Raw genomic sequence first — 13,971 nt, 5'->3', positions numbered from 1 at the left:
CACTAGAGTGGCAAGTGGCCTGTACGGGAAGGAAACCCCTTTAGCCCTCAGCGCACAGTGAGTCAACGATTGACCCAAAAAGCCATACAGACTCTGTTACGCAAACGTTTTGCCCTGGCTGCCGGCACCTATCTGCTGTTGCTGTCGCTGCTGTGGGTAGCGATTTTCACCGATCACTTCGAGGCCAGCGTAACCACGGGCCTGATCGGCAGCAGCCTGGTGATTTTCAGCCAGGGCGTGCTCGGCTGGCTGTTTATCAGCGGTCACAACCGGCGGTTTCGCGACCCCAGCCTGACCGAGCTGCAGGTGCTCATGGGGCTGGGCTGGCAAACCTATCTGATCGCCAACCTCGAACAGGCCCGCGGGACTTTCCTGGTGTTTTATCCGTTGGTGCTGCTGTTCGGCATGTTTCATCTGCCGCAACGCAAGTTTGTCCGCTGCGCGGCATTGGCCTTCTTCATTTTCGCGGCGCTCAATCTCTGGGAGGGCTATCACTTCCAGTTGGCGGACCCGGGCCTGGCGCTGCTGCAGGTGTGTGTGCTGTTCGTCGTGCTGCTGTGGTTGTGCTTTTTCGCCAGCTATGTGCAAACCTCCCGCCAGCGTATGCGCCAGCGCCGCTTCGCCTTGCAGGCCCACCAGGACACCCTGCGCGGGATGATGCGCCAGTTGGAAGACCTGGTGGCGACCGATGAACTGACCGGGCTGTACAATAGACGGCATTTCCTGCGGCTGGCCTCCCGCGAGCTGGAGCTGATGGACGCGGATGTGGTCCATGGCCTGGCCTTGATCGACCTCGACCATTTCAAGCGGATCAACGATGTGCATGGGCATGCCGCCGGTGACCAGGTCTTGCAGGCATTCGCCGCGGTGGCCAATGCCTGCGTGCGCGACGGCGATGTGCTGGCGCGCTACGGTGGAGAAGAATTCGTGCTGCTGTTGCCCAATGCCGACCCCGATCGCCTGACCTCCTGTTGCGAGCGCCTGCGCCTGGCCTTTACCGAGGTGGAGCTGGTGGGCTTGGCGGTGAACAACCTGAGCCTGTCGGTGGGCATGACGCTGGTGGGAGTCGAGGACGAACTCGACAATGCCTTGCAGCGCGCCGACCAGGCGTTGTACCGGGCCAAGCGCGACGGGCGCAATCGTTGCTGCGCGGCCTGGGAATACACCGATGCCTGAGCTGCGGGTTGGCGAGCGGGTCTGGTCGGTGGACGCCGGCAGCAACCTGCTCGATGCCTTGAACCAGGCAGGCGTGGCGGTGCCCTACAGTTGCCGGGCGGGCAGTTGCCATGCCTGCCTGGTGCGTTGCGTACAGGGCGAGCCGCAGGACAATCAGCCAGAGGCCCTGGCCTTCGCCCAGCGCGAGCACGGCTGGCGATTGGCTTGTCAGTGCCAGGTGAGTGAAGACCTGCAGGTCGAAGTCTTCGATCCGCGACGTGACGGTCTGTCGGCAACGGTGGCCGAACGGGATTGGCTGAGCCCAACCGTCCTGCGCTTGCGCCTGCTGCCCGAACGCGCCCTGCGTTACAACGCCGGCCAGCACCTGGTGCTCTGGACGGAGCAGGGCGTCGCCCGGCCTTATTCCCTGGCCAGCCTGCCCGAAGAAGACCGCTACCTGGAATTCCACCTCGATTGCCGACAACCCGGCGCGTTCAGCGACGCGGCCCGCCTGCTCGAGGTCGGTGAGCCGATTCGCCTGGGCGAGCTGCGCGGCGGGGCCTTGCACTACGACCCGGACTGGCACGCCCGGCCGCTCTGGCTGCTGGCGGCCGGCACCGGCCTGGCGCCGTTGTGGGGGGTGTTGCGCGAGGCACTGCGCCAGGGCCATGAGGGGCCGATCCGCCTGGTGCACCTGGCCCATGACGCCACCGAACATTATCTGGCGCCGGCGCTGGACGAACTGGCCGCGCGCTTCCCCAACCTGAGCGTCGACTATGTCACCGGGGCCGAACTGCCGGACTTTCTGGCCAAACTGCGGCTTGTCTCCCGGCAAACCCTGGCCCTACTCTGTGGGGCCCCGGCGAGTGTCGAGGCGTGGTCGAAACGTCTGTACCTGGCCGGGCTGCCGCGCAATCAACTGTTGGCCGATGTGTTCGTGCCGCACGCCTGAGCGCCGGGTCCCCACAACAAGAGAACTTCCATGACTGACGCGATTGTGCTGGAGCGCGAAGGCAGCCTGCTGACCCTGCGCCTGAACCGTGCCGACAAGAAGAATGCCCTGACCCGCGCCATGTACGGCCAGTTGGGCCAGGCACTGCGGGAAGCGGATGCCGATCCCGGGATCAACGCGGTGCTGATTCGCGGCAGCAGCGAGTGTTTTACCAGCGGCAACGACATTGCCGATTTTCTCGAAGAGCCGCCAAGCGATCTCGACAGCCCGGTCTTTGCGTTCATGCGCAGCCTGCTCGATTGCCGCAAGCCGGTGATTGCCGCGGTCGCGGGCCCGGCGGTGGGGATCGGCACGACGCTGCTGCTGCATTGCGACCTGGTGTATGTCAGCGCCGACGCTCGTCTGCGCATGCCGTTCGTCAATCTGGGGTTGTGCCCGGAATTCGGTTCCAGCCTGTTGTTGCCACGCCTGGTCGGCCACGCGACGGCGGCGCGGCTGTTGCTGCTGGGCGAGGGTTTCAGCGGCGAGCAGGCGGCGGCCTGGGGACTGGCCACCGAGGCCTTGCCCAGTGCCGAGCAGGCCTTGGCCAAGGCGCGGGAGGTGGCGCTGAGCTTCGATCAACTGGCCCCGGCGGCGGTGCAGGTCAGCAAGGCGCTGATGAAGGCACCGGATCGCGAGCAATTGCGCCAGGTGGTGGAGGCCGAAGCCGCGTTGTTCGTTGAGCGCTTGCGTTCGCCCGAAGCCATTGCGGCGTTGTCGGGCTTTATCAACAAGCGCTGATCCGCTTTTCGAGCCCAATGAAAAGCCCCGCGCTCTGGAGCAGAGGCGCGGGGCTTTTTTATGGCGCGGTGCTGAGGATCAGACCAGTGGGTCGCCCACGTGCAGGATCTTCATGCCGTTGGTGCCACCGATGGTGTGGTAGCTGTCGCCCTTGGTCAGGATGACCCAGTCGCCTTGCTCGACCACGCCGCGCTTGAGCAACTCGTCCACGGCTGCCTGGCTGACTTGCTCGGGCGGCAGCGAAGCCGGGTCGAACGGCACGGTGTAGACGCCCCGGAACAACGCCGCGCGGGCCTGGGTTTCACGGTGCGGGGAGAACGCGTAGATCGGGATCGAGGAACGGATCCGCGACATGATCAACGGCGTGTAGCCGCTCTCGGTCAGGGCGATGATCGCCTTGACGCCCGGGAAGTGGTTGGCGGTGTACATGGCCGCCAGCGCGATGCTCTGGTCGCAGCTTTCGAAGACCTTGCCGATGCGGTGGCTGGAGGTCTTGCTGGTCGGGTGCTTCTCCGCGCCGACGCAGATACGCGCCATAGCCTGCACCGCTTCCAGCGGGTAGGCACCGGCGGCGCTTTCGGCCGAGAGCATGACGGCGTCGGTGTAGTCCAGCACGGCGTTGGCTACGTCGGAGACTTCAGCACGGGTCGGCATCGGGCTCTGGATCATCGACTCCATCATCTGGGTCGCGACGATCACCGCCTTGTTGTGGCGGCGTGCATGCAGAATGATTTTCTTCTGGATGCCCACCAGTTCGGCGTCGCCGATTTCCACGCCGAGGTCGCCACGGGCGACCATCACCGCGTCGCTGGCCATGATCAGGCCGTCGAGGGTTTCATCGTCGGCCACGGCTTCGGCACGTTCGATCTTCGCCACCAGCCAGGCGACACCGCCGGCCTCGTCGCGCAGTTTACGGGCGTATTCCATGTCGGCGGCGTCGCGTGGGAAGGACACGGCGAGGTAGTCCACTTCCATTTCGGCGGCGAGCTTGATGTCGGCCTTGTCTTTTTCGGTCAGGGCCGGGGCGGTCAGGCCACCGCCGCGACGGTTGATGCCCTTGTGGTCCGACAGCGGGCCACCGATGGTCACCACGCAGTTCAGCTCGGTGGCGGTCGCGGTTTCAACCCGCATGACCACGCGACCATCGTCGAGCAGCAGTTCGTCGCCGACGCCGCAATCCTTGACCAGGTCCGGGTAGTCGATACCGACGACCTGCTGGTTGCCCTCGGTCAGCGGATGGCTGGTGGAGAAGGTGAAGTGATCACCGACCTTGAGTTCGATGCGTTTGTTGGCGAACTTGGCGATACGGATCTTCGGGCCCTGCAGGTCACCCAGCAGCGCGACGAAGCGCCCGTGCTTGGCGGCGAGGTCGCGCACCAGCTTGGCACGAGCCTTGTGCTCGTCGGGAGTACCGTGGGAGAAGTTCAGACGGGCAACGTCCAGGCCAGCGAGGATCAGCTGTTCGAGAACTTCCGGCGAGTTGCTGGCCGGGCCCAGTGTGGCGACGATTTTAGTACGACGAACGGACATGCAGAGACTCCTGAGTTCAAGCGCAGCGAAAGGCTACTATGCTCCTCGGCTGTAGTCATTGTTCATTTGCACTACTTTTCGGCGAATGATTTTTTTCGAATAGGTTGTTTGGCGAACACTCTGGAGATTTTCGTTATCGGGTCGATACACTAGCAAGAAGAGGAGACCCCCCATGCGAATTTTGCTCGTTTTAGCCCTGGCCGCCAGTGTGGTCGGTTGCACCCGCTGGTCGATGGACAGCCACCTGAACAGTGCCTATCGCTCCTATGATCGCGGCAATTGTGAAGACGTCATGCTGCAGTTGTCCCAGGTCGACCGCGAGAGCCGTGCCCGCCCCTATATCCAGCCGGAAGTGTCCATGCTGCGCGGTCTGTGCCTGGAGCGGCAGAAGTTTTTCGTCGACGCGGCGCAGACCTATCAGTTCATCATCAGCCAGTACCCTTACAGCGAATACGCATTCCGCGCGCGCGCGCGCCTGGAAACCCTGCGTCAGCTGGGCCATGCGCAGGTCTCGATGCCGGCGCAGACCAGTCCCGCGCCTTTGTAATGATGGGTGAAATACGAACTGGCTCTCTGCCAGCTTTGCGCTAAAATCCGGATGTATGGTTTCAGTTTTATCAGTTCTTTTGAGTTGAAAACCATGGCTCGGTAGAGGTTTGGCGATAGGGCGATGTGCCGCTATCGCGCCGAGACCAAGGGAGGGCAGTGCCGTTCGTCTGCTCCGGAGCATTAGCGTAGCCATGCTGAATGGCCTCTACAGCGATCATTGCCATGCCTACTGACCGTCGAATCGAGCGGCATCAGCTGCCTTATTTCCTGCAAGTGTTCAATCGCCACACCGACAAGCCCATCGGTTACCTGGGCAATGTCTGCGAAGAGGGGCTGATGCTGATCAGTCAGTTGCCGTTGCTGGTCAAGGCGGAGTTCGAGTTGCAACTGAAGCTTCCGCTCAGCGATGGAACCCGGCAATTGATCGATCTGACCGGCCGCTGCCTGTGGTGCCATGAGGAAACCTCCCCGGGTTATTACGACTCGGGGTTCAGGCTGCGGGAGGCATCTCCCGAGTATCTCCAGTTGGTGGCGGCGTTGCAGCATTACTTCAGCTTTCATCCGTTGGAGGCTTCCGCTTAGCGCGGACCTATAGGGTTCCGGCTCTTTTCCAGCTCAGATAGCGGTTGACCAGTTCGGCACCCAGTTCGCTCGGGCGGGCGTCCAGCACCGGAACGCCATGGGCGGTCAGCCGTTCATGGAGGCTCGCCCGGGCATTCAGGTAGTCCACCGTGCCGCAGTAGGCCAGGGCTTCGGACAGGGTCTGCACCGGCGCCTGGCGCAATTGATCGAGCACTTCCTCGCGCAGGCTGGCGACCAGTACCCGATGCTGGCGGCCCAGGCGTTTGACGGCCGTCAACAGTTCCTCATCGTCGTCATCGCGCAGATTGGTCACCAGCACCACCAGGGCCCGACGTTTCTGCCGGGCCAGTAGCTGGCTGGCCGCCGCCTGGTAGTCCGCCGGGCGTTGGCTGCTGTTCAGGTCGTAGACGCTGTTGAGCAGCACGTTGAGTTGACCCTGGCCCTTGACCGGGGCGAGAAAGCGCGGCTGCTCGCCGGCAAAGGTGCACAGGCCCACCGCGTCGCCCTGGCGCAAGGCCACGTAGCTGAGCAACAGGCAGGCGTTGAGGGCGTGGTCGAAGTGCGCCAGCTCGCCGTCCTGGCTGCGCATCCGTCGTCCGCAATCGAGCATGAAGACAATCTGCTGGTCGCGCTCGTCCTGGTATTCCCGGGCGATCGGCGTGCGCTGCCGGGCGGTGGCTTTCCAGTCGATCTGGCGCAGGCTGTCGCCTTCGCGAAACTCGCGCAACTGGTTGAACTCCAGGCCCAGGCCGCGACGTTGGCGCTGGCGCACACCGAGTTGGCTGAGCCAGTTGTCGACGGCCAGCAGCTGGGCACCATAGAGACGGGCGAAGTCCGGGTAGACGCGGGTCGCGTCGGGCAGCTCCAGGTAGCGTCGTTCCGTCCATAGGCCCAAGGGGCTGGGAAGGCTGACTTCGCAACGCTCGTAGCGGAAATGGCCACGGCTCACGGGGCGTACGCGGTAACCCAGTTCGCTGCGTTCGCCCGGTTGCAAGGTGATGGCCTGAGGCAGGTTGGCGAACACCAGGCCATCCGGCACCCCGTCGAAGAGCTGCACCCGCAGGGGCGTGGGGTGGTCGTGACTGAGCTCGATGCGCACTTCGCCCCAGCGGCCCAGCGCCAGGCTGCCAGGCAGCTTGCGCTGGAGCTGTGGCGATGGCAGGCGCCTGAGCCGGGCGCCATCGACCAGGCACAACAGCAGCAGGGCCAGCAGCAAGCCCCAGCCAATCGCGCCGAGGCGCTCGGGCAGCTCGACGTCCAGCGCCCTGAGTGTGCCCAGCCCAAGGTCCAGCCCCAGCAGGACGCCCAGCCAGATCAACAGCAGCGGTGAAGGTCTCATGGACGCGGGCGCCTCACTGGCGCGGCGCCGGGACCTGGTCAAGCAGTTGCTTGAGCACCTGGTCGACCGACAGCCCTTCGATATCCAGTTCGGGGGCGATCCGCACCCGGTGCCGCAGCACGGCCAGGGCGCAACCCTTGATGTCGTCCGGGATCACGAAGTCGCCGCCGCGCAACAAGGCCCGGGCGCGGGCGCCGCGGACCAGGGCGATGGACGCCCGGGGTCCGGCACCGAGGGTCAGGCCCGGCCAGCTGCGGGTGGTCCGGGCCAGGCGCACGGCATAGTCGAGGACCTGTTCGTCCAACGGCAGCTCGCCGGCGATTCGCTGCAGGACCAGCACGTCCTTGGCCTGCAACAGGGTGCGCAGGGGCTGTACCTCGAGCATGTCGGCCCTGGTCGAGCGGGTCACCTGGCGGACCATGTCCAGCTCCTGCCGGGCATCGGGGTAGTCCATGCGCAGCTTGAGCATGAAGCGGTCCAGTTCGGCCTCGGGCAGCGGGTAGGTGCCTTCCTGTTCGATCGGGTTCTGCGTGGCGAGCACCATGAACGGCTGGGCGATGGGCAGGGCGCGGCCTTCGAGGGTGACCTGGCGTTCCTGCATGGCTTCGAGCAGCGCCGCCTGGGTTTTCGCCGGGGCGCGGTTGATTTCGTCCGCCAGCAGCAGGTGGGTGAACAGCGGGCCCTTGCGCAGCTTGAACTGTTCGGTCTGCAGGTCGTAGACGGCATGGCCGGTGACATCGCTGGGCATCAGGTCGGGGGTGAACTGGATCCGCGCGAAGTCGCCGCCGAAGCAGCGGGCCAGGGCCCGCACCAGCAGGGTCTTGCCCAGCCCGGGGACGCCTTCGAGCAGCACGTGGCCGCCGGCGATCAGCGCGGTGAGCACGTCGTCGATCACCGTGTCCTGGCCGATCAGCACTTTCTGCAGTTCTTGGCGCACCGCCTGGGCCAGCTGGCTGGCGCGCTGGCGCTGCTGCTGGGCATGGACCTCGGCGTCGACCGGGCTGGTCGGTTCGACTTGTTGTTCGCTCATAGGGCATTCCTGAGAGTTTGCAGGTGGGCGACCTGGCGGCTGAAGTCGACGCTGGAAAGGCGTTGCTTCGGTCGCGGGCGCAGGGCCTGGCTGATGGCGCTGGTGGGTTGGCGGGTCAGGCGCGCGAGCACCTGCCATTGTTCGGCAACGCCGAGTCGTTCGAAACCGGGGTGACGCTTGCGGGCCCGGCGCAGGATGTCCTGTCGCAAGGCCTGGAGCAGGGTCTCATGGCCGCTGCGGCGCAGCAGGAAGTCGGCGCTGGCCCGCAGGTGTTCCTGCAGTTGTCGGCGCGCCCGCGAGGCGGGGACCTGCAGCGGCCCCTGGCGCAGTCCGACATGCCATAGCCACAGGCCGAGGAGGGCGGCGAGGGCGACCAGGGCCTGGGGGAAGTAGCGCCACAACAGCGTGAGCAGGTTGTCGTGGTCGGTGTTGAACAGCAGGGTCACGTCGCTGTCCTGGGCCAGGTACCAGAGCAGCCAGGCGTTGTCGTAGAGGCCGATGGCGTGGTTGGTCCAGAGCTCGGCGTCGGTCAGCACGGTGACGCTGCCGGCCCCGTAGTCCACTTGCACCAGATGGGTGGAGGTCGCGCTGTTGGCCCAGGATTGCGCCAGGTTCTTCGGGTCGGACAGGTGGAAGGCGGTGTCGAAACTGAAGTAGGCCGGTGCGTCCTCGTCCTCCAGGTACATCCGGGTCAACAGGGGGTAGCGGTCGTCTTCCGGTTCCGGGCCTTCGCCCTTGAGGTCCTTGCTCAGTACCTGGCGCAGTTGCACGCGGTCGAGCAGCAGGTCGCCGCTTTTCCCGGTCCTGGGGTCCCATAGGGCCTCGGCGACGAACAGCAGCCGGCCACCGGCCCGGGTCCAGTTGAGCAACTGGTCGGCCTGGCGCGGGGTCATGTTCGAGCGCTCGCCCAGCAGCATCAGGCTCCGCCCGCGCGGGTCCAGGCCGGGGAGAATGTCCAGGCTGGTGGCATGCTCGACCTTCAGGCCGCGCTGGCGCAGAAACTGTTCGGCGGCCAGGTAAGGGTTGGCGCGTGCCTCGGGCGAGGGGCCGTGATCGATGACTACGCTGTAGGGCATCGCCTTGTGATAGAGATAGAGGCCGACGCCTGCGAGCAACGCCAGCAGGACCAGGCCGATCAGCCAGGAAAGACGCCGGTTCATCGGACCGCTCCCGGGCCGAACAACCGCCGCCAGCTTTCGCACAGCGCCTGTTGCTGGTGGGCCGCCGGCAGGCGATGGCCGTAGGCGAGGTTCTGCCAGTGGCCGGTCAACTCCTGGCTGAAGGCCTGGAGGGCCGGTTCCTGCAACTGGGCGAGCCGCTCCAGGACCTGCCCCTCGGTATCGGCGTTCTTCAGGGGCAACTGGTAGTCATGCAGCAGGCGGCTGAGCAGGCCACGGTAGAGCAGGCTCATGGCTTCGCGCGGTTGCCGGGGCCAGAGGGCCTCGGCGCTGGCGGCGATGTCGTCGGGCAAGGTCTCGATCCCCAGGGCCAGGCCGAACAGTTGCGGCGCGGGGCTCGGAGCGGGCTTTGCCCGAGGCCTGCGGCGTCGGCCGACAAAGGTCAGCAGACCGTCCCGATAACGCCAGACCAACCAGGCCAGCAGGCCGAACACCAGGGCCCAGAGCAGAATTTCCAACCCTTGGGTGAGTGTGCCGGCGATGCGGCTGTCAAAATGCTCCAGCAGGCTCTTCAGCCAGCCGGAAGAAGGCTTGCTGCTGGCCTTGCTCGATGGTTCGCCCAACCGCCAGCGGGTCACGGTTTCCGGATTCTTGAACGGCGGCGCCTGCAGTTGCGCCTTGATCGCGTCCTGGGAGGCCTGGCTGGTCAACGCTTGCTTGAGCAGCCTGGGCGTATCCGGGGCCGCGGGTTCGGCGGCCATGGCCGGTTGCGCGAAGGGCATCGACAAGAGACCCACGCCGAGCAACAGCGCGGTGACCACCGGCATCAGGCGCTGGCGCAACTGGCGGAAAATCAGTTCGATATCCCAGGCTTCCAGTACGGTCCTGCGATTGAGGTACAGGCTGAACCCGCAGGCGATATAAATCGGTTCCCAGACGATCAGGATCAGCGCGTAGAACGCGTTGCTCAGGTGTTGCAGCCAGAGCCCCTGATGCTGGGCCGCAAACACCAGTTGCTGCCAGTGCCAGTCGATTTCGATCTGCCGGGGTACCAACAGGTAGAACAGCCCCAGCAGGCCGAACCACAGGACATATTCCAGGTGCACGCCGATCACCGTCAGCCAGCGGGCCGCCCGCCGGCCCTGGGGCAGGAGGACCCGCAGCCGCTGCTGGCGGGCTTGTCCGTCCAGGCCTTCGAGCTGTTGCACCGGCAGGGTGAAGCTGCGGCTCAGGCTCAGGCGGCGCCAGGTCAGGCTCGCCAGCAGTTGCGGCTTGAGCAGGCGCGGCCAGGCCTTGAGTGTCTGTTTCAGGCTGGGGGTGTCGCCGAACAGGGCCTTGGACAGGATATGCAGCGGCAGGCGCTCGAACGCTGGTTTCAGCCACCAGAACAGCAGCATGGCGATGGAGGGGTGGTCCCAGAGGAGCACGCTCAGGAGGGCGAAGACTGGCAGGGTGACCAGCGCCCAGCTGCCCATCAGCAAACCGCGATGCTGCCGGGCCAGCAGCACACCCAGGTCCATGGCTTCCCAGGTGTTGCGGGGGCGAATGGCCACGCTGGCGTCAGTCAGGCGCATGGTCGTTCCTTCCGGCCAACAGCAGATAGGCGGCCACCAGCAGCCAGAGTCCCGCGCCCACCGCATATTTGAGCGTGGGCGCGAGCGTGTTCATGGACGACCAATAGGCTTCGATAAAGGCGGCGATCAGCAGGAACAGGATCACCCCGCCGATGATCCCGATGCTTTTCTGCGCGCTCAGGCGCAGGGCCTCGCCGCGCGGCAGGCGTCCCGGCGCCACCAGCGCCCAGCCCAGTTGCAGGCCGGCGGCCCCGGACAGGACGATGGCGCTGAGTTCGAAGGCGCCGTGACCGATGACAAAGGACCAGAAGGTCTGGCCGTAGCCGATCTGGGTCAGGTGCCCGGCCACCGCGCCGATCGTCAGGCCGTTGAACAGCAGGAAGAACAGGCTGCCCAGGCCGAACAGCAAGCCGCCGGCGAAGGTCTGGAAGGCAATGCCGATGTTGTTCATGATGTAGTAGCCGAACATCACCCAGTTTTCGCTGGAGGCCCGCGCGACGGTGCGTCCCAGGCGGCTGGCGCTGGGGTCGTACATGGCTTGCATCTCGGCGACCTGCTGGGGGCTGACGATGCTGTAGACCAGGTCGGGAAAGCCATGGACCAGCGCGCCGGTCAGTCCCAGGCTGGCGAAGAACAGCACGCCGGCGACCAGGACGAAGGGCCATTGCTCGCGCACCAGGCGCGGGAAACCGGCGAAGATGAAACCCAGCACCGAGGCGCCGAGGTGGCTGCGGTGTCGATAGAGCTGCTGGTGCCCGCGCAAGGCCAACTGTTGCAGGGCGTCGACCAGATGGCTGCTGTAGCCGCGTTCCTGGGTCAGGGCCAGTTGCTGGCAAAGGCGCCGGTAGTGGGCGGGGAACTCGCTCAGGTCGGTGGCTTTGGCCTTGCCGCGCTCGAGTTGGTCGAGCCATTGGGCAAAACGTTGCCACTCGGGCTGATGGCGGCTTTCGAAGAGGCTCTGTTTCATAGTGGACCCAACAACCCATGGGCGATGCCGTTCAATTCAGCCTTGGCCCGGGACGCCGGCACACCCAGGGGTGTTGCCAGCAGCGCCGCCAGTTCGCCGCTGCGTTCGCCGCTGAGTTCGCCCTGGCGCTCGGCGAAACTCAACACCGCCCGCTGTTCCGCCAGGCGCAGGACGAAGGGCGCCGTGCGCGGTGTCGCCTGGGGCAGGGTGGGGCGCGACAGCGGTTGTTCGCGATAGACCACCAGCGTGCCGCCGGCCAGGTCGCCGAGGCGCTTGAAGGTCGGGTGCTGCAGGCAACTGATGGCACCGAGAAAATAGCCGAACGGCAGCATGTCGACAAAACGCAGCAGGTTGCGGGTCAGGGAGGCGGCCCAGCCGATCGGTGTGCCGTCGTCATGGACCACGCGCAGGCCCATCATCTGCTTGCCCGGGGAGCGTCCCTGATTCAGCACTTCGAACAGCACCATGTACCACCAACTGACGAGGAACAGCACGATCGAGCCCAGCCCCAGGCCCAGCTTGCCCAGCAGCATCAGGCCGCTCAACAGGGTGCCGAGCAGAATGCCGCGTACGCCCAGGTCGATGGCGAACGCCACTGCCCGCACGGGCAGGCCGGCCGGACGCAGGGGCAGGTCGATGCCTTCCGGGGTTTCGACCCGGTAGCGGGTGTCCAGGGGGATTGGCAGCGCAGTCTTCCTTGTCAGTGCTGAAATCGATGGCATGGTGGCGGGTCCTTGCGGACAGAAGCCCGATGCTAGCCAGCGGCGGCCGGCTAAGCAACTGAACTCTGTAATGAACGGTATCGAAGTGCTTGCATCCAGTTGTTACGGGAAGCTGGTCCGAGGGGGCGCTGAACGCCTAGACTGCGTCGGTCTTTTGTTCAGGAACCCGCCGTGACCTCTATCTTCTGGTACGACTACGAAACCACCGGGATCAATCCGCGCAGCGACCGCGCCTTGCAGGTGGCGGGCATCCGTACCGATGCCGAGCTCAACGAGATCGATGAACCGGTCAACCTGTATTGCCGTCCGAGCGAGGATATCCTGCCACACCCGGCGGCTTGCCTGATCACCGGCATCACCCCGCGGCAACTCGCCGAGCAGGGGTTGGCGGAGGCCGACTTCATGACCCGCGTGCACGCCCAGCTGTCTCGTCCGGGGACCTGCGGCGCCGGCTACAACACCTTGCGCTTCGATGACGAAGTGACCCGGTACAGCCTGTATCGCAACTTTTTCGATCCCTATGCGCGGGAGTGGCAGGGTGGCAACAGCCGTTGGGACTTGATCGATGTGGTGCGTGCGGCCTATGCGCTGCGTCCGCAAGGGATCGTCTGGCCCGAGGAGGACGGGCGCGTGACCCTCAGGCTCGAACGCCTGACCGCCGCCAATGGCATCGATCATGGTCACGCCCACGAAGCCTTGTCCGATGTGCGCGCCACGATTGCCCTGGCACGGTTGATCCGCGAGAAACAGCCGAAGTTGTATGACTGGCTGTTTGAACTGCGCAGCAAACAGCGGGTATTGGACCAGGTTCGCCTGTTACAGCCGATGGTGCATATCTCCGGACGCTTTTCTGCCGCGCGCCATTACCTGGGGGTGGTCCTGCCGCTGGCGTGGCACCCGCGTAACCGCAACGCCCTGATTGTCTGCGATCTGTCCCAGGATCCGCGGCCGTTGCTGGATCTGGATGCCGATACCCTGCGTCAGCAGCTGTACACCCGTCATGAGGAGCGGGGCGAAGGGCAACTGCCGGTGCCGCTCAAGTTGATTCATGTCAACCGTTGTCCGGTGGTGGCGCCGCTGAAGGTATTGCGGGGCGAAGATCAGCAACGCCTGCAATTGGACATGGCGCTTTATGAGGCGCGTCGCCAGCAACTGAGTGATACCCAGGAAGTTTGGCGGGATAAAGTCCAGGCCCTTTATGCCGGCGAAGATTTCACCCCCAGCGAGGATCCGGAGCAGCAGTTATACGACGGCTTTATCGGCGACCGCGACCGGCGATTGTGTGAGCAAGTTCGCAGTGCCGACCCCGAGCAGTTGGCGCGGATGCAATGGCCGTTCGATGATGAACGCTTGCCGGAATTATTATTCCGTTATCGCGCGCGCAACTTTCCCGGCAGCTTGAGTGAAGAAGAGCAGCAACGTTGGCGGACATTCTGCCGACAGCGTCTGAGCGAGGCTGCCTGGGGCGCACCGAATACCCTGGCGGATTTTACCGAGCAGCTGATGAAGTGTTTACCGGATGCGACACCGGCGCAGCGTCAGGTGCTGGAGCAGTGGCAGGACTATGCACAGTCTTTGTGCATGGGTTTTAACATGGCGGTCGGTTAAACACCCGGGCGATTAAATGGCAGGCAATAAAAAACGCCAGTGAACTGGCGTTTTTTTGTGGATCG

13 protein-coding genes are annotated in these 13,971 nt (G+C 64.9%); 6 read left to right on the top strand and 7 right to left on the bottom strand.

Features of this window, described 5'->3' with window-relative positions; genetic code table 11:
* Positions 1 to 69: 69 nt before the first annotated feature.
* Genes UCMB321_RS21625 through UCMB321_RS21615 form a run of 3 tightly spaced genes read left to right on the top strand, consistent with a single transcriptional unit; the run spans position 70 to position 2,887 of the window.
* A complete protein-coding gene (locus UCMB321_RS21625) occupies positions 70 to 1,176 on the top strand; it encodes a GGDEF domain-containing protein (protein WP_040070522.1) in 1,107 nt (368 codons plus the stop codon).
* On the top strand, positions 1,169 to 2,107 hold the full coding sequence (locus tag UCMB321_RS21620; RefSeq protein ID WP_040070520.1) for an iron-sulfur-binding ferredoxin reductase: 939 nt from the start codon (positions 1,169 to 1,171) through the stop codon (positions 2,105 to 2,107). Before UCMB321_RS21625 ends, UCMB321_RS21620 begins: the two co-directional genes overlap by 8 nt.
* Positions 2,108 to 2,137: 30 nt before the next feature.
* Complete coding sequence (locus UCMB321_RS21615) at positions 2,138 to 2,887, top strand: enoyl-CoA hydratase (RefSeq protein WP_040070519.1); 750 nt, start codon at positions 2,138 to 2,140, stop codon at positions 2,885 to 2,887.
* Positions 2,888 to 2,965: 78 nt separating this feature from the next.
* Here UCMB321_RS21615 and pyk read toward each other — a convergent pair whose 3' ends face one another.
* On the bottom strand, positions 2,966 to 4,417 hold the full coding sequence (gene pyk / locus UCMB321_RS21610; protein WP_040070518.1) for a pyruvate kinase: 1,452 nt from the start codon (positions 4,415 to 4,417) through the stop codon (positions 2,966 to 2,968).
* Between the two features lie 172 nt (positions 4,418 to 4,589).
* Between pyk and UCMB321_RS21605 the strand changes: the two genes are divergently transcribed.
* The gene (locus UCMB321_RS21605; protein ID WP_040070516.1) at positions 4,590 to 4,964 is read left to right on the top strand and encodes a tetratricopeptide repeat protein; all 375 of its coding nucleotides are present in this window, start codon (positions 4,590 to 4,592) and stop codon (positions 4,962 to 4,964) included.
* Positions 4,965 to 5,188: 224 nt separating this feature from the next.
* A complete protein-coding gene (locus tag UCMB321_RS21600; RefSeq protein WP_040070538.1) occupies positions 5,189 to 5,548 on the top strand; it encodes a PilZ domain-containing protein in 360 nt (119 codons plus the stop codon).
* A 7-nt stretch (positions 5,549 to 5,555) separates the two neighbouring features.
* On the opposite strand, the gene UCMB321_RS21595 is transcribed toward UCMB321_RS21600, so the two are convergent.
* The 6 genes from UCMB321_RS21595 to UCMB321_RS21570 are packed head-to-tail and all read right to left on the bottom strand — an operon-like array spanning position 5,556 to position 12,298.
* Entirely contained in the window at positions 5,556 to 6,887 is a 1,332-nt protein-coding gene (locus UCMB321_RS21595; protein ID WP_040070515.1) for a DUF58 domain-containing protein, read from the bottom strand.
* Between the two features lie 13 nt (positions 6,888 to 6,900).
* Positions 6,901 to 7,917: an AAA family ATPase gene (locus tag UCMB321_RS21590; protein WP_040070513.1), complete on the bottom strand. Its 1,017-nt coding sequence runs from the start codon at positions 7,915 to 7,917 to the stop codon at positions 6,901 to 6,903.
* Positions 7,914 to 9,077 (bottom strand): DUF4350 domain-containing protein, encoded by a 1,164-nt coding sequence (locus tag UCMB321_RS21585; RefSeq protein WP_040070512.1) that lies wholly within the window; start codon positions 9,075 to 9,077, stop codon positions 7,914 to 7,916. Before UCMB321_RS21585 ends, UCMB321_RS21590 begins: the two co-directional genes overlap by 4 nt.
* Complete coding sequence (locus tag UCMB321_RS21580) at positions 9,074 to 10,609, bottom strand: DUF4129 domain-containing protein (protein ID WP_040070510.1); 1,536 nt, start codon at positions 10,607 to 10,609, stop codon at positions 9,074 to 9,076. Before UCMB321_RS21580 ends, UCMB321_RS21585 begins: the two co-directional genes overlap by 4 nt.
* A complete protein-coding gene (locus tag UCMB321_RS21575) occupies positions 10,596 to 11,576 on the bottom strand; it encodes a stage II sporulation protein M (RefSeq protein WP_040070536.1) in 981 nt (326 codons plus the stop codon). Before UCMB321_RS21575 ends, UCMB321_RS21580 begins: the two co-directional genes overlap by 14 nt.
* On the bottom strand, positions 11,573 to 12,298 hold the full coding sequence (locus tag UCMB321_RS21570) for an RDD family protein (protein ID WP_040070509.1): 726 nt from the start codon (positions 12,296 to 12,298) through the stop codon (positions 11,573 to 11,575). Before UCMB321_RS21570 ends, UCMB321_RS21575 begins: the two co-directional genes overlap by 4 nt.
* A 171-nt stretch (positions 12,299 to 12,469) precedes the next feature.
* On the opposite strand from UCMB321_RS21570, the gene sbcB reads away from it, so the two are divergent.
* Positions 12,470 to 13,906, top strand: coding sequence for an exodeoxyribonuclease I (gene sbcB, locus UCMB321_RS21565; protein ID WP_040070507.1), 1,437 nt, complete (start codon positions 12,470 to 12,472; stop codon positions 13,904 to 13,906).
* Positions 13,907 to 13,971: the final 65 nt, after the last annotated feature.

Origin of the sequence: Pseudomonas batumici, assembly GCF_000820515.1 — a bacterium.
GTDB lineage: Bacteria > Pseudomonadota > Gammaproteobacteria > Pseudomonadales > Pseudomonadaceae > Aquipseudomonas > Aquipseudomonas batumici.
This window is presented reverse-complemented; position numbering and strand designations above follow the sequence as displayed.

What these genes read in the sequence shown, in the direction of transcription:
- UCMB321_RS21620 (WP_040070520.1), top strand. Translation starts at nt 1,169, where the DNA reads ATGCCTGAGCTGCGGGTTGGCGAGCGGGTCTGGTCGGTGGACGCCGGC.
- UCMB321_RS21615 (WP_040070519.1), top strand. Translation starts at nt 2,138, where the DNA reads ATGACTGACGCGATTGTGCTGGAGCGCGAAGGCAGCCTGCTGACCCTG.
- pyk (WP_040070518.1), bottom strand. Translation starts at nt 4,417, where the DNA reads ATGTCCGTTCGTCGTACTAAAATCGTCGCCACACTGGGCCCGGCCAGC.
- UCMB321_RS21605 (WP_040070516.1), top strand. Translation starts at nt 4,590, where the DNA reads ATGCGAATTTTGCTCGTTTTAGCCCTGGCCGCCAGTGTGGTCGGTTGC.
- UCMB321_RS21600 (WP_040070538.1), top strand. Translation starts at nt 5,189, where the DNA reads ATGCCTACTGACCGTCGAATCGAGCGGCATCAGCTGCCTTATTTCCTG.
- UCMB321_RS21595 (WP_040070515.1), bottom strand. Translation starts at nt 6,887, where the DNA reads ATGAGACCTTCACCGCTGCTGTTGATCTGGCTGGGCGTCCTGCTGGGG.
- UCMB321_RS21590 (WP_040070513.1), bottom strand. Translation starts at nt 7,917, where the DNA reads ATGAGCGAACAACAAGTCGAACCGACCAGCCCGGTCGACGCCGAGGTC.
- UCMB321_RS21585 (WP_040070512.1), bottom strand. Translation starts at nt 9,077, where the DNA reads ATGAACCGGCGTCTTTCCTGGCTGATCGGCCTGGTCCTGCTGGCGTTG.
- UCMB321_RS21580 (WP_040070510.1), bottom strand. Translation starts at nt 10,609, where the DNA reads ATGCGCCTGACTGACGCCAGCGTGGCCATTCGCCCCCGCAACACCTGG.
- UCMB321_RS21575 (WP_040070536.1), bottom strand. Translation starts at nt 11,576, where the DNA reads ATGAAACAGAGCCTCTTCGAAAGCCGCCATCAGCCCGAGTGGCAACGT.
- UCMB321_RS21570 (WP_040070509.1), bottom strand. Translation starts at nt 12,298, where the DNA reads ATGCCATCGATTTCAGCACTGACAAGGAAGACTGCGCTGCCAATCCCC.